At 71.4% G+C, this 14602-nt stretch carries 14 protein-coding genes; 8 read left to right on the top strand and 6 right to left on the bottom strand.

The features are described 5' to 3' along the window. Window positions 1–67: 67 nt before the first annotated feature. Window positions 68–682: a TetR/AcrR family transcriptional regulator gene (locus QQM39_RS36380; protein WP_302001833.1), complete on the bottom strand. Its 615-nt coding sequence runs from the start codon at window positions 680–682 to the stop codon at window positions 68–70. A 97-nt stretch (window positions 683–779) separates the two neighbouring features. Beyond that, entirely contained in the window at window positions 780–1301 is a 522-nt protein-coding gene (locus QQM39_RS36375; protein ID WP_302001832.1) for a hypothetical protein, read from the bottom strand. Between the two features lie 160 nt (window positions 1302–1461). Between QQM39_RS36375 and hmgA the strand changes: the two genes are divergently transcribed. The 3 genes from hmgA (at window position 1462) to QQM39_RS36360 (ending at window position 4844) form a co-directional block, all read left to right on the top strand. Beyond that, window positions 1462–2778: a homogentisate 1,2-dioxygenase gene (gene hmgA, locus QQM39_RS36370; RefSeq protein ID WP_302001831.1), complete on the top strand. Its 1317-nt coding sequence runs from the start codon at window positions 1462–1464 to the stop codon at window positions 2776–2778. A gap of 27 nt (window positions 2779–2805) precedes the next feature. After that, window positions 2806–3555 carry a GntR family transcriptional regulator gene (locus QQM39_RS36365; RefSeq protein WP_302001830.1) on the top strand — a complete coding sequence of 250 codons (750 nt, stop codon included), beginning with the start codon at window positions 2806–2808 and terminating at the stop codon, window positions 3553–3555. A 140-nt stretch (window positions 3556–3695) separates the two neighbouring features. Continuing rightward, window positions 3696–4844 (top strand): type ISP restriction/modification enzyme, encoded by a 1149-nt coding sequence (locus tag QQM39_RS36360; RefSeq protein ID WP_302001829.1) that lies wholly within the window; start codon window positions 3696–3698, stop codon window positions 4842–4844. Between the two features lie 48 nt (window positions 4845–4892). On the opposite strand, the gene QQM39_RS36355 is transcribed toward QQM39_RS36360, so the two are convergent. Next, window positions 4893–5606, bottom strand: coding sequence for a TetR/AcrR family transcriptional regulator (locus tag QQM39_RS36355; RefSeq protein WP_302001828.1), 714 nt, complete (start codon window positions 5604–5606; stop codon window positions 4893–4895). A gap of 63 nt (window positions 5607–5669) precedes the next feature. Here QQM39_RS36355 and QQM39_RS36350 point away from each other — a divergent pair, with 63 nt between their 5' ends. Together QQM39_RS36350 and QQM39_RS36345 are read left to right on the top strand one after the other, a co-directional pair. Continuing rightward, window positions 5670–6623 carry an ATP-binding cassette domain-containing protein gene (locus QQM39_RS36350; RefSeq protein ID WP_302001827.1) on the top strand — a complete coding sequence of 318 codons (954 nt, stop codon included), beginning with the start codon at window positions 5670–5672 and terminating at the stop codon, window positions 6621–6623. Beyond that, window positions 6620–7402: an ABC transporter permease gene (locus tag QQM39_RS36345; protein WP_302001826.1), complete on the top strand. Its 783-nt coding sequence runs from the start codon at window positions 6620–6622 to the stop codon at window positions 7400–7402. Before QQM39_RS36350 ends, QQM39_RS36345 begins: the two co-directional genes overlap by 4 nt. Window positions 7403–7580: 178 nt before the next feature. Here the strand turns inward: QQM39_RS36345 and QQM39_RS36340 are convergent, their stop codons facing one another. The 3 genes from QQM39_RS36340 to QQM39_RS36330 form a co-directional block, all read right to left on the bottom strand. Continuing rightward, window positions 7581–7850 carry a hypothetical protein gene (locus QQM39_RS36340; protein WP_302001825.1) on the bottom strand — a complete coding sequence of 90 codons (270 nt, stop codon included), beginning with the start codon at window positions 7848–7850 and terminating at the stop codon, window positions 7581–7583. A gap of 126 nt (window positions 7851–7976) precedes the next feature. Beyond that, window positions 7977–8795 carry an anti-sigma factor gene (locus QQM39_RS36335; protein WP_302001824.1) on the bottom strand — a complete coding sequence of 273 codons (819 nt, stop codon included), beginning with the start codon at window positions 8793–8795 and terminating at the stop codon, window positions 7977–7979. Further along, the gene (locus QQM39_RS36330; RefSeq protein WP_302001823.1) at window positions 8792–9334 is read right to left on the bottom strand and encodes a sigma-70 family RNA polymerase sigma factor; all 543 of its coding nucleotides are present in this window, start codon (window positions 9332–9334) and stop codon (window positions 8792–8794) included. The genes QQM39_RS36335 and QQM39_RS36330 overlap by 4 nt, the downstream gene beginning before the upstream one ends. Before the next feature lie 230 nt (window positions 9335–9564). On the opposite strand from QQM39_RS36330, the gene QQM39_RS36325 reads away from it, so the two are divergent. From QQM39_RS36325 to QQM39_RS36315, 3 genes are all read left to right on the top strand, one after another. Further along, a complete protein-coding gene (locus QQM39_RS36325) occupies window positions 9565–11100 on the top strand; it encodes a DUF4331 domain-containing protein (RefSeq protein WP_302001822.1) in 1536 nt (511 codons plus the stop codon). A gap of 94 nt (window positions 11101–11194) precedes the next feature. Beyond that, window positions 11195–12883, top strand: coding sequence for a lipopolysaccharide assembly protein LapB (locus tag QQM39_RS36320; protein ID WP_302001821.1), 1689 nt, complete (start codon window positions 11195–11197; stop codon window positions 12881–12883). Beyond that, window positions 12880–14529 carry a nickel transporter gene (locus tag QQM39_RS36315; protein ID WP_302001820.1) on the top strand — a complete coding sequence of 550 codons (1650 nt, stop codon included), beginning with the start codon at window positions 12880–12882 and terminating at the stop codon, window positions 14527–14529. The genes QQM39_RS36320 and QQM39_RS36315 overlap by 4 nt, the downstream gene beginning before the upstream one ends. Window positions 14530–14602 lie beyond the last annotated feature (73 nt).

The following is a 14602-nucleotide window of genomic DNA, read 5'->3' as shown; positions in this document are numbered from 1 at the left end:
ACCGTCAGGATGCGTGAGAAATGGGCGCGTTGAGCTGCCCGGCCGGCTCGACCCGGTCGGCCACGCGTCAGTCCAGGACCCGCGCCAGATACGCCCGCAGCATCTCCCGCGCCTCCTCGATGATCCGCTCGTCACCCTCCGGCGCCACCCGGAAGGCCAGGTGGACCAGGGTGTCGGCGGTCTCGACGGCGATGAGGAAGACGCGGCGCAGGCCTTCGTCCGGTTCGCGGTCGAGGAAGCCGGAGAGCAGGTCGGTGAGGCGGTCGGCGACGCGATGGTTGGGTTCGCCGCGGGTGCCGACGGGGATCTGGTTGCCGAAGTCGACGAGGGAGAAGCCGGGCGCGGTGCGCTTCATGGCGAGGTACTCGTCGAGCACGGCGTCCATGGCGGCGCGCCAGCCTCCCTCCTCGGCGCCCTTCAGGCGCTCGGCGACACGGGCGGTGTAGCGCTCGAGGTTGCGCTGGGCGAGGGCGTCGGCCATCTGGCGTTTGTTGCCGAAGAAGCGGTAGACCGAGCCGATGGGAACGCCTGCGCGCTGGGCGACGGCCCGCGTGCTCAGGTCGTCGTAGCCGACCTCGTCGAGGAGGTCGGCGCAGGCGTCGAGGATCCTGGTGAGCCGTTCGGCACTGCGCCGCTGCACGGGCGCCCGGCGAAGCGTTTCTGGGTGGGGCACGGTCTTCATGATGCCTTTCCGCCTCGCTCCGGTGAACCTCGGCCCCCTGTACGGAGGCGGGTGCCCGGTGCACTCAGTGCCGCGGTGCACTGGGCCGACGTCGGCGTCACGGTCGCTCCGTCTCCGATGCGGTGATGTCGGCCGCGCTCTCGACGGGGGCGCCGTCCACCGCCCACACCGTGCCGTCGTCGGCGTACAGGCGGGCGGTGACCTTGTGCGTGCCGCGCGGGACGAGGTCGGCCGGCAGGCGGTACTCGGGGGTGCGGAGCCTGGTGACGAGACGGCCGTCCACGAAGAGGTACGCAAGCCCCTGGCCGGCCACCGCCCGCGCCTTCGCACGGGCTGACGAGAAGCGGAAGCCGCGAACGCTCAGCCGTACGTCCCAGCTGTCGTCGCCGCTGTCCGGGTCCGGCTGCACCTCGATGCCGACCTCGGGCGCGCTGCCCTCGTCCACCTCGCGGTAGTGCCGCCCGTCGCCGTCGGTGTCGTCGAGGACCCTGCCCACCGGGGAGGGCGACGCGCCGTTCTCCCCCGGTATCCGGGCATCACCGGAGCCGCAGCCCGCGGATCCGGTCAGCAGCAGGACACAGACCGCGAGCACGGCGAGCGGGGTCCGTGTCCTCGACATGCCGGGAGACTAGAACACCGGTCCGACAGCCGGATCCCCCTGAGGTCTGGTCCGCGTCCGGTTCTCGTCCTACCTCCTGAGGAGGATCAGCGGATCTCTTGCGCTCCTGAAACCGCAATCCTACGGTGAAGCATAGGAATCAGACCTCAAGGGAGCGATCATGAGCGGGGACGCGCGGAAGACCGCGGAAGGGCTGACCTACCTCACCGGTTTCGGCAACGAGCACAGCTCGGAGGCGGTGCCCGGCGCCCTCCCCGAGGGCCGCAACTCACCCCAGCGAGCCCCGCTCGGCCTCTACGCCGAGCAGCTGAGCGGTTCGGCGTTCACCGAGCCGAGGGCACACAACCGCCGCTCGTGGCTGTACCGCATCCGCCCGTCGGCCGCGCACCCGGCGTTCACCCGCGCGGACAACGGCGCGATCCGTACGGCCCCCTTCACGCAGTCCGTGCCGGACCCGAACCGGCTGCGCTGGAACCCCCTGCCCGAACCCGGCCCCGGAACCGACTTCCTCGCCGGCCTGTGGACCCTCGGCGGCAACGGCGACGCGACCCAGCGCACCGGGATGGCCGTGCACCTGTATCACGCCAACTCGTCGATGAACCGCGTCTTCAGCGACGCCGACGGCGAGCTGCTGATCGTGCCGGAGCGCGGCGGGCTGCTGCTGTGCACGGAGTTCGGGCTGCTGCATGTGGAGCCGGGACATGTGGCGCTGGTTCCACGTGGGGTGCGCTTCCGTGTGGAGCTGTTGGATGCCTCAGCGCGCGGTTATGTGTGCGAGAACTATGGGGCGCCCTTCCATCTCCCCGACCTCGGCCCGATCGGCGCCAACGGCCTGGCGAACGCCCGCGACTTCCAGGCGCCGGTCGCCGCCTACGAGGACACCGAGGGCCCGGTGGAGGTGGTGAACAAGTTCTGCGGCAACCTCTGGACGGCCACCTACGACCACTCACCCCTCGACGTGGTCGCCTGGCACGGCAACCATGTGCCGTACATCTATGACCTGCGCCGTTTCAATGTGATCGGCACCATCTCGTACGACCACCCCGACCCGTCGATCTTCACGGTGCTGACGTCCCCGTCCGACACCCCCGGCCTGGCCGGCGTCGACTTCGTGGTCTTCGCGCCGCGCTGGCTGGTGGGCGAGGACACCTTCCGGCCGCCGTACTTCCACCGGAACGTGATGAGCGAGTACATGGGGCTCATCGAGGGCGCCTACGACGCGAAGGCGGAGGGCTTCGTGCCCGGGGGCGGCTCGCTGCACAACATGATGTCGGCGCACGGCCCGGACCGGGAGACGTTCGACCGCGCGAGCGCGGCCGAGCTGAAGCCGCAGAAGGTCGACGACGGGCTTGCGTTCATGTTCGAGACGCGGTGGCCGGTGACGCTCACACCGCAAGCGGCCGGGGCAGAACACCTGCAACAGCGCTACGACGACGTCTGGCAGGGCCTGGAGCGGCACTTCCGCCCCTTGCACTGAAGATCCCCGACCGGTACGGATGGCCCCGTGACCTCCTTCGCCCCGGACTCCATCGTCCTGAACCGCAAGCTGCCGCTCTGGTACCAGGTGTCGCAGTCGCTGCGCGCCTCGATACTGGGCCGCCGGCCTCAGGACCCGCTGCGCCTGCCCACCGAGGAGCAGTTGGCGGAGCACTACGGCGTGAGCGTGCTGACCATGCGACAGGCGCTGAAGGAGCTGGAGGACGAGGGCCTGATCACGCGCCACCGCAGACGCGGCACCTTCATCGAGCCGGACGTCCGCCGGGGCACCCCCGTGCGGCTGCTCGGCTCGGTGGACGCGATCGTGGCCCAGCAGTCCGGCATGGCGACCGAGCTGCTGGACCACGGCAGGGCGCCGGTGCCGGCCGAACTCGCCGAGTACTTCCCGGACGTCGACGAGGTGGCGACGTACCACCGCCTGCGCAGCGACGAGAAGACCGGCGAGCCGACCAACCACGCCCGCAACTACGTCCGTCCCGAACTGGCCGCGCGTATCGGCCTCGACGACCTCGTCCGCTGGCCGATGACCAAGGTGCTGCGGGATGTCATCGGGGCGGACATCAGCCGCATCACGGACACGGTCGAGGCCCGCCTGGCCGACCCGGAGACGGCCCGGCTGCTCCAAGTGCCGCTGCTCAGCCCGATCCTGCACTACACGGGCGTGACGTACGACAAGGACGGGCAGGTGCTGGACACGGCGGTCATCCACTACCGGGGCGACCGCTTCTCCTTCACGGTGACCCTGGAAGCCACGTAGGCGCTCCGCTGGAAGCATCGTCATGAATCCGCGAGCCGGTGGGGGCTGGTCGCGCCCGCGCGGCGGAGCCGCGTATCGAGACAGCCCCGCGCCCCTTACGGGGCGCGGCCCCCACCCGCGTGTCGGAGCCAAGTCGTACGATGCCCAGCGTGACGCACGACGACGCTCCGCTGCTGGCGGACCTCATGCCGTGGTCCGTCGCACCGCCGCGGCTCGGCCGGGGGTGGCCGGCGGGCCCTGACGCGGCGTCCCTGAAGGCCCGCTGGGACGCCCTCGTGAAGGCCGAGGGCCCCGACCGGGAAGCCCTGCTGGAGCCGACGCGCTCTCGCGGCCTGCACTCGGCGGTCGGCCAGCTGCCGGGCCAGTCCACCGGCACGCAGAAGCTGATCCGCGCGACAGGCCCCTGCGCCGAGCCGGTACGCGTGCTGCACGCCCCCTTCGACGAGCAGTGGCTGATCCCCGACCACCGTCTGATCGACGCGGCCCGCCCCGAGCTGTGGCGGGTGGCGGACGAGCACCAGGTCTTCGTCCTCCAGGCGCCCGACTCCGCCTTGCTGGCAACCTCGCTGCTCCCGCTGGCCCGCCCCGGCCGCATCCACCCCCTCTACCGCCGTCCCGGCGGCGAGGAACCCAATCTGGCCCCGGGCCTGCTGACGCACCTGACGTCCCGACTCGGCCACTCCCCCACCCCGGTGGACGTCCTGGCCTGGATCCTGGCCACCGCCCGCCCCGACCTCACCGTCCCTCTCACCGAGGACCCCGAACTCTGGTCGGGCGGCGTGGAGTTGGGGCACCGGCTGCTGTGGCTCATGCGCCGCGACGGCGATCGCCCGAAGCTCCCGGGCGGCCGCCGCCCGTACGTCCGCGCCCCCCTCCCGTCCCGCCCACTGAGCGTCCACTACGACCGCGACGAGGAGACCCTCCACCTCGACGACGGCCGCATCTCCCCCGTGCCGCCGGATGCCTGGGACTTCGAGGTGAGCGAGGTGCGGGTCCTGGAGGAGTGGTTCGCGGCCCGCACCACCGAGCCGGAACCGGGCACGCTGACGGCGATCCGCCCGACGACCTGGCCACAGACATGGACGTCGGAGCTCCTGGAGCTGATCACGATCCTGGCGCTCCTCGCGGAACTGGAGCCACAGCGCGAGGAGTTGAGGGTGACGGCTCCGATCACGACTGCGGACTTGAGGAAGGCGGGCGTGCTACCGGTGCCGGAGACGGCACGCCGCCCGGCATCGGTCCTGGACCACCACGAGGAAGGCCCGGAGGGCCAATTCGCGTTGCTCTAGTTCCTGGGCTCAGTTCCCGGGCTCAGTTCTTGGGCTCAGTTCTTGGGCTCAGTTCTTGGGTTCGAAGGCGTCCAGCATCCGGTTCAGCATCAACTCGAAGGCGCCCTCCAGGTCGATCGGCCCCGGGTCCTCCGTGAACGCCGCGGCCAGCCTCGGGTAGGCCCCCGTGGCCACCTGACTCCCCAGGTAGGCGATCCGCACCGCGTTCTCCTGCTCCTGCGTCCAGGGCAGCGACCGCGTCCGTTCGGCGCCGGCCAGTTCCGTCGCGACGTACGACGTCACACAGCCGTTCAGCATCCCGACGAGCTGCATCTTCATGCCGTAGGGCGCATTCAGCGGATCCAGGCAGGCCAGGCAGTGCTCCAGGTAGCGCAGGGCGTTCGGGCTGAAGCCGTAGACCGGTGACATCAGGCGCGTCAGCCACGGGTGCCGGTGCATCAGCGCCCGGGTCTGCTGGGCGACGCGGCGCATCTCCGCCCGCCAGTCGCCGCCCGGCTCCCACAGCTCGTGCTCCGCGCTGACCGCGTCGACCATCAGCTCGTGCAGGTCCTCCTTGCGGGGGACGTAGTTGTACAGCGACATCGTGCCGCACCCCAGCTCGCCGGCCACCCGCCGCATCGACACCGCGTCCAGCCCCTCGGCGTCGGCGATCCGCACCGCCGCCGCCGCGATGTCGGCACGGGTGTACGCCGGTTTCGGCCCGCGCCCCGTCCGTTCGGGCCGGGCCCAGATCACTCCGGGTTCGGCAGCCTTGCCCGCCATCGATCATCACCTCGGCCACCATCCTAGTTACGTACACCGTACGTAGTGCGCTATGGTCGGGCCATGACTTCTACGTACGCTGTACTTAGTGAAGGTCTGGAGCGACGGTTCGGCGAGGTGCACGCCCTGCGCGGACTGGACCTCGCGGTCGCGGAGGGGACGATCTGCGGGGTCCTCGGGCGTAACGGCGCGGGCAAGACGACGGCCGTACGGCTGCTGACGACACTGCTGCGCCCGGACGCGGGCTCGGCGCGCATCGCCGGGCACGACCTGGTGCGGGAGGCCGCGGCCGTACGGCGCCGGATCGGCGTCACCGGGCAGTACGCATCGGTCGACGGGGAACTCACCGGCCGCCAGAACCTCCAGCTGTTCGCCCGGCTGCACCGGGTGCGCGGGCCGGCTGGGCGGGCCGGCGAGCTCCTGGACCGCTTCGGGCTGGCCGAGGCTGCCGACCGGCCGGCGTCCACCTACTCGGGCGGGATGCGGCGCCGCCTGGACCTGGCGGCGAGTCTCATCCGCCGCCCGGACGTCCTCTTCCTCGACGAACCGACGACCGGCCTCGACCCCGCCAGCCGCAACCAGATCTGGGACGCGGTGCGCGAGCTGACCGCCGACGGCACGACCGTGCTGCTGACCACGCAGTATCTGGAGGAGGCCGACCGGCTCGCCGACGACATCGCCCTCGTGGACCGCGGCCGGGTCGCGCACACGGGCTCACCGGCCCAGTTCAAGGCGCTGATCGGCGCGCACGTCGAGGTCGTCGTCCCCGACGCCGACGTCATGGTGAAGGCGGCGGCCGTACTGGATCAACTCACCGGCGCCGAGCCGTCGTTCGACCACGAGCGGCGCGCCGTCGCCGCGGTCACCCGTGACAGCACGCTCACGCTCCCGCGCCTGGTGCGCGAACTCGACGCGGCGGGCGTGCCGTTGCTCGACGCGAGCCTCAAACCACCGACTCTCGACGACGTGTTCCTGCGACTCACCCAGGAAGCCCAGGAAGAGGAGCGTGCGGCATGAGCACCCTGGCGTACGACGGCGGCGCGATGCTGGGCCGGCAGCTGCGGCGGATCCGGAACAACCCGGGGCTGCTCATCCTGACCCAGACCATGCCGATCACCATGCTGCTGTTCTTCGGCTACGTCTTCGGCAGCGCGCTGGCGATGCCCGGCGCGCAGTACCGGTCCTTCCTGGTGCCCGGCCTGCTGGTGGCGACCGCGGCCAACGGGCTCATGACCGGCATGTTCCAGGCCGCCCAGGACACGCACCGGGGCGTGATGGACCGGTTCCGGACGCTGCCCATGAGCCGGGCCGCGGTACCGCTGGGACAGGCGGTCGCGGATCTGGTCGTGACGGCCGCCGGGACGGTGCCGCTCCTGCTGGTCGGGCTCGCGGTGGGGTGGCGGATCGAGGGGTCGGCGCTCGAAGCGGCGGGCGCGGTGGGGCTGTTGCTGCTGTTCCGGTTCGCGATGGCGTGGATCGGGATCTTCCTCGGCCTGCTCACGCGGAACGAGGAGGCCGCCGGTCAGCTGGGCGGGGCGACGTTCGTCCTGCCGCTGCTGTCCAACGCCTACATTCCGACCGACGGTCTGCCGGGCTGGCTGCGCACGCTCGCCGAGTGGAATCCGATCAGCGCGGTCACGACGGCCCTGCGGGACCTCTTCGGCAACGCGCCCGTACCGGATGGTGCCGCGTGGCCGGTCGCCCATCCCTTCGCGGGGTCGCTCGCCTGGTGCGCCGTACTGATCGCGGTGTTCGCGCCGCTCGCCGTGCGCAGGTACGCGCACGGCGAGCGGTGACGATGAAGCCGGAAGACTGAGCGGGGGTTGGGGAGTTACGCCCGCGCTCGGCCGGCACGCCGGGGCGCCGCCGCCTGCCGTGGGGATGACGGACGGCGGCAACGCGGTACGGCGCCGGGACGGTGCGGCATGTCGAGCGCGGGCCTTGGAAGGCGTTCGCCGGGAACGCCGGTGTGACTCAGCGCCCGCCGAACAGCGAACGGCGCAGCCGACGCAGGGGGGCGAAGAGCGAGACGCGGCGGACCCGCGCACCCTGGTCGCTGCGCTCGTGCGTCTTGTCACGAGTGGTCAGTTCACGCATCAGCGAGGTCGCTTCGGCCGCCTCCGTCTGCGGCACGGCGGGACCCGCCAGCACCGAGAGATGGCGGTCGAGGCGCGAACTGGTCGCGCTGCTCCCGCAGGTGATCGCAGGGACCCTCGCCCTGCTGCGCACTGTTATCTGATCCATGTCACTCCCCACCCGTACGAGTCCACCCGGCCCGGGCAGGTTAACCCTATCGCCCCGGTGGGGCACGCATGTATCGCGGTCACAGGATTCACCTTCCCCGTAAGGGTGTTGACAACGCATCCCCGATTACTCTCCGAATCCAACCGATTTCAGGGCGAGTTGGACAACCGGCTGGCTGGTGGGTTGCGGTGAGCCGCCGTCAGGCTCGACGGTTACAGCCAGTGACGTCGCGGACTTGTCGAGACCGGCCGCGACCAAGGGCGTGTCGCCGTCGAAGAGCCCCAGGGAGCGCGGTTGTACCTCGGGGCGCATCAGCCAGAGCTGGTGCACCCGGCCGCTCGGCGGCTCGCCGTATCCGCTCAGAGTGACGACGGCACGCCCCTTGGATGCCGAGGCGACCACTCCGATTGTCCGCCCCCGCGCGTCCTCGCCGGCGGCGGCTCGGGCGTCGGGAGCCGCGAGAACGTTAGCGATCTCACTTGCCTGAGCCCGCTGCGCGTCCAGCTGGTCCCGCGTCTTGTCGGCCTGGACGGCGAAGAGGGAGGCGACGACGAGGGCAGCGGCGGCCGTAGCGGTGGCGAAGGGCACCAGCAAGAGGCGCGTCCTGGGCGCACGGGTGCGCGGCGGCGGCTGGGCACCCCACACATGCGGCGGCAACTGAGGCGCACGCGCGCGTGCCGACTCCCGCCCGGCGGACTCCTGCGGAGTCGTGCGTACGGCTGCCAGGACCCGGTCGCGCAGCGCGGCCGGCGGCGGGGCGGCCGTCGACCAGGCGAGCCGGACGGCGTCCTCGGACAGGGCCCGCACCTCGGCGGGGCAGCTGTCACAGGTCTTCAGATGCTTCTCGAAGCGGAGCCGCTCGGCGGGTTCCAGGGCGTCGAGGGCGTAGGGGGCGGCGAGGGAGTGCAGGTCCCCGCGCCGGAGCAGTCGGTCGGCGAGGCTCACGCGAAACCTCCCAGGCACTTGCGCAGCTGGGTGAGTCCGTCGCGCATCCGGGTCTTGACCGTGCCCAGCGGCAGGGAGAGCCGCTCGGCCACTTCACGGTACGTGTAGCCGTCGTAGTAGGCGAGGGTGACGGACTGGCGCTGTAAGGCGGTGAGTCGGTCCAGGCAGCGGCGCACCCATTCACGTTCGAGTCCGGCCTCGACCTCCTCGGCGACGTGGTCGAAGGCGGGGTGGTTGGCGCGGATCGCCTCGCGCTGCTCGCGCTCACCCGCAGCTCGGGCGCTGCGCACCCGGTCGACGGCGCGGCGGTGGGCGAGAGTGAGGATCCAGGACAGGGCGCTCCCCCGGCCGGGGTCGAACTTCGCGGCGGACCGCCACAGTTCGAGCAGCACTTCCTGGCTCACCTCCTCGGACTGCGCGGGGTCGCGCACCACACGCCGCACGAGCCCGTACACCGGCCCGGAGACCAGCCCGTACAGCTCCTCGAAGGCCTTCTGGTCACCGCCCGCCACGAGCACCAGCAGCTCGTCCGCCTCCAAGTCGTCTCCCCCTCCGGCCAGACCGCAGCGCGGCCGTCTCGTCCCACGAGGCATTCGCAACGAACCCACCTCCGGATGGGGTTACGGATCAGCGCGCCGAAAACGCGGGTCGCCCGCGGATGAAACAACTTTTCAGTTCGGCCGTAAGAACGCTTGGGATTCGACCAATCCACCCTGGCGACGGCTCCGAATCGGGTTCGTCAGGCAAGTTGGCACTGAGGACGGACGGCATGACACCTATTTCCAGGAGCGGTGCGGGACGCAAGCACCTCGCGACCCTCGTATGCGGTGCGCTGGCCGCCGGGGGGCTCGCAGCCGCCGGCGTCGCCGCGCTGGAGCCGGGGGCGGCCTACGCCTCCAGCCACCGGGAGGCCCCGCTGATCTCGGGGACCCCGCAGTACGACAACACGGACGTGTACGCGTTCGTCAGCCCGGACAAGCCGGACACGACGACGATCATCGCGAACTGGATCCCGTTCGAGGAGCCGGCCGGCGGCCCGAACTTCTTCACGTTCGCCGAGGACGCCCAGTACGACATCCACATCGACAACAACGGTGACGCGCAGGGCGAGTTGCTCTACCGCTTCACCTTCGACACGCACATCAAGAACAAGAAGACGTTCCTGTACAACACCGGTCCGGTCGAGAGCCTCGACGACAAGGACCTCAACATCACGCAGACGTACGACATCGAGCTGCTGAAGCTCAAGGACCAGCACCTGGTGTCGAAGACGAAGGTCGCCAACGACGTACCGGTGGCGCCCTCGAACGTCGGCAAGGCATCCATGCCGGACTACGCCAAGCTGCGCGAACAGGCCGTCCACAAGCTCGCCGGGGACGCGACGTCGTTCGCCGGACAGGCCGACGACCCGTTCTTCCTCGACCTGCGGGTCTTCGACCTCCTCTACGGCGGGAACCTCTCCGAGGTCGGCAACGACACGCTCAAGGGCTACAACGTCAACTCGATCGCCCTGCAGGTCCCGACCCACATGATCACCGAGTCGGCGGACCAGCCGATCGTCGGCATCTGGTCGACGACCCAGCGCCAGAACGCCAAGGGGTACTACGAGCAGGTCTCGCGCCTCGGCAACCCGCTCGTGAACGAGGTCGTGAACCCCCTCAAGGACAAGGACAAGTTCAACGCGTCCGCGCCCTGGGACGACGCCCAGTTCCTGAAGAACGTCACCAACCCCGAGCTGCCGAAGCTCATCGAGGCGATCTACAAGATCCCGGCGCCGGACGAGCCGCGCAACGACCTGGTCGACGTCTTCCTCAAGGGCGTGAAGGACCTCAACCAGCCGCCGCACGTGACACCGTCGGAGATGCTGCGCCTGAACACCTCGATCAAGCCGGCCGCCGAACCCAAGCGGCTCGGCGTCCTCGACGGCGACACCGCGGGCTTCCCGAACGGCCGTCGCCTCACCGACGACGTGATCGACGCCTCGCTCCAGGTCGTCGAGGGTGAACTGCTGGGCGCCAAGAACGACTTGGGCGACGCGGTCGACAAGAACGACAAGGACTTCGAGAAGGCCTTCCCGTACGTCGCCCTGCCCACCGAGGGCTCCCGCGGCCCGCTCGCCAAGGGCACGGACGGCGAGACCGACGTCCGCAGCCAGCTCGGCGACGCCCTCCAGCCGGCCGGCGCCTCCGGCGCCACCGACGACAGGACGCTGATCGCCGCCTCGGCAGGCGCCGGCGCCATCGGAGTCCTGCTGATCGGCGCGGCCCTGATGTGGTGGCGCCGGATGCGGGACCGCGCGTACTAGGCGCTCCGCGGGGAGTGCCGCAGTTCCCCGCGCAGCACTCACCCCCCACGGCGCGGGCCGCGCCGCCGCACGCGACAACGACCAAGGAGAGGGCATGGCCCCGCGTACGAACGACAACGCACCGGAGAACGAGGAGAACAACAAATCCACCGGTGCGGATGCCGCTGCCGCGGGGGGCAAGGGGGAGGCCGGTGAGCGGGTTGCCGCTGTGCGGCGAGCGGGGGCGGCGAGGAGGCGGGAGGGGCAGAGGGCGCCGGGCGAGACGCCGGCCCGCGTCATTCAGCCCGTCCGGCGTTTGAGGACGAGGCCCGTTCAGGGCCGAAGCGGGGATCTGGGGGCGGCAGCCCCCAGCGGGGTCGAAGGGGCGGAGCCCCTTCAGGATGGGACGGGTGGGGGCGGCGGGGGCGAGAAAAGCCCTGCCCAGCGCATCACGGCCATACGCCGCGCCGCCACCGCCGCACGCCGCAGCCGCACCCTGCACCTCACCGGCTGCGCCGCCCTCCTCGCCATCGCCCTCACCGCCGGCTCCATCGCCTTCGGCGCCGCAAGCGACAACACCAACCAAAGCGTCGAAACCACGTCCGCCGTATCACCGGGCCTGCTCGCCGGCGGCGACCTCGACGCAGGCATCACCTCCCTCCAGGCCCACCTACGCGCCCAGCCAAGGGACTTCACCAGCTGGTCCACCCTCGGCCTCGCCTACGTCGAACAGGCCCGCACCAAGGGCGACCCCTCGCGCTACCCCCAGGCCGACAGGGCCTTCCAGCACTCCCTCTCCCTCGAACCCGACAACGACCAGGCCCTCGCCGGCCGCGCCGCACTCGCCGCGGCCCGGCACGACTTCGAGGACGCCCTGAACTACGCCGACCAGGCCCTGAAGGTGAACCCGTACAGCGAACGCGCCCTGTGCACCCGAGTCGACGCCTTGGTCGAACTCGGCCGCTACCCCGAGGCCGCCAAGGCCGCCGACACCGCCGACGACCGCCGCCCCGGCATCCCGGTCTTCACGCGGTACGCCTACGTGCACGAGCTGCGCGGTGACGTACGGACCGCCGAGCGCGTACTGGAACAGGCACTCTCCTCCGCCGTCACGCCCGGCGACATCGCGTACGTCGCCACCCAGCTCGGCCAACTCGCCTGGAACCAGGGCGACTACGACACGGCCCTCACCCACTACGCCCGCGCGCTGGCCGCCGACGAGAACTACGTCCCGGCCCTCGAAGGCCGCGCCCGCGCCCAGGCGGCGAGCGGTGACAGGACCGGCGCGCTCAAGGGCCTGAGGGACGTCGTCTCCCGCTACCCCCTCCCCGGCCCGCTCGTCGAACTCGGCGAGCTGTACGAGGCGACCGGCGACAAGGTCAAGGCCGACGACCAGTACGCCCTGGTCGACGCCTGGACGGCCCTCGCCCGCGCCAACGGCGTCAACGCCGACCTCGACACCGCCCTCGCGGCCGCCGACCACGGCGACAGGGCCTCGGCCCTGCGCGCCGCCCGCGCCGAGTGGAAGCGCCGCCAGACCGTGCACACGGCGGACGCCCTCGCCTGGGCACTGCACGTCAACGGCAAGGACGAGGAAGCCCTCCCCTACGCCCGCAGGGCCACGGCCACCGGCTACCGCAACGCCGCGTTCCTCCACCACCGCGGGATCATCGAGCGCGCCACGGGCCACACCGAGGACGCCCGCGAGCACCTCCGGGCCGCGCTGAGACTGAACCCCGGCTTCTCACCGCTGGGCGCCCGAGAAGCCCGTACGGCACTCAAGGACCTGGAGGCGGCCAAGTGACTCCCCGTCGACTGTTCGCCTCGTCCGCCGCCGTCCTCACGGCGGCCTGCGCGCTCGCCCTGTTCCCCTCCGCTCCCGCGAGCGCGCACCCCCTCGGCAACTTCACCGTCAACCGCTACGACGGCCTCGTCGCCGCCCCCGGCGAACTGCGCGTCCACCACGTCGAGGACCTCGCCGAGATCCCGGCGACGCAGGCGAAGCCGGACATCGAGAAGGCGGGCGGTATGACGGCGTGGGCCCGGCAGCGGTGCGCGCAGGCCGCGCGGGGCAGCGAGGTCACCGTGGACGGCCGTACGGTCGCTCTGCAGCTGAACAGCAGCCACGCGCGCGTGCGGCCCGGTCAGGCGGGGCTCGACACGCTCCGCGTGGAGTGCCGGCTGACGGCACCGCTCCCCGAGGACGCCTCGGTCGCCCTCGGCTTCCGCGGCGCGGGCGCGGAAGCCGGCCCCGGCTGGCGGGAGATCACGGCGCGCGGCGACCGTATGACACTCACCGCCTCGGACGTGCCGAAGGAGTCCGTCTCCCGCGAACTGACCGAGTACCCCGAGGAGTTGCTGTCCTCCCCGGCCGACACCAGGACCGCGTCGGTACGCGTTCGCCCCGGCGGACCGGCCCTGGCCGAGGCGGAGCAGGACACCCCCGCCTCCTCCGTCCTGCCGCGCGGCGCCGACCGCTGGACGCGCGCTTTGGACGACCTGGTCGCCCGCCGGGACCTCACCGTCGGCTTCGCCGCCCTCGCCCTGGTCATCGCGGTCTTCCTCGGCGCGATGCACGCGCTCGCCCCGGGCCACGGCAAGACCCTGATGGCCGCGGTGGCGGCGGCCCGCGGTGGCCGGGCCCGCATGAAGGACGTTCTGCCCCTGGCCGCCTCGGTGACGGTCACGCACACCCTGGGCGTCGTCGCCCTGGGCGTCCTGGTCACGGCCGGCTCGGCGGCGGCACCCTCGGTGATCACCTGGCTGGGCATCGCGAGCGGCGCCCTGGTACTCGCGGCGGGCGCGACCCTCGTACGCCGGGCCTGGCACATCCGCAGGCAGGGACACTCATGCATACCCGACCCCGCGCACCCGCACGAACACGCCACCGACCACGCCCACAAGCGCCGGCCTGTCCTGGCCGCCGCGCACACCCATGCGCACACCCCAGCCGACCACCACCACGACCACAGCCACAGCCACAGCCACAGCCACAGCCACAGCCACCAGCACGACCCCGACCACACCCGCAGTCACGCCCAAACCCACACCCACGGCCCGCTCACCCACACCCACAACGGCTTCACCCACACCCACTCCACCGCCCCCACCCTCCGCGGCACGATCCTCCTCGGCTTCGCCGGCGGGCTCGTGCCCAGTCCCTCCGCGGTCGTCGTGCTCGTGGGCGCGGCGGCGCTCGGGAAGGCGTGGTTCGGGCTGCTGCTCGTCGTCGCGTACGGCGTCGGCCTCGCCCTCACCCTCACCGCGGCCGGGTTCGCCGTCGTGCGGCTGGGTACGGGAATGACGCGGGTTCTGGACAAACGCCCGCGCTGGGCAGCGAGCCCGGTGACAGCCTGGGTGCGCCGAGCGGCCCCCCTGTGGACCGCGTTGATCGTCGTGGCCCTTGGGGCCGCATTGGTAGTCAGGGGGGCGTCATCTGCGCTCAACTGAGCTACTTTTTTGACATCCTCCTGCACCCTGAAGGTACGGGATTCCAGCCTTGGAGACTGAGGTTCACGGGCAC

This window comes from Streptomyces sp. DT2A-34 (assembly GCF_030499515.1).
GTDB lineage: Bacteria > Actinomycetota > Actinomycetes > Streptomycetales > Streptomycetaceae > Streptomyces.
The sequence above is the reverse complement of the archived record's forward strand: the minus strand, read 5'-3'. Positions and strand labels throughout refer to the sequence as shown.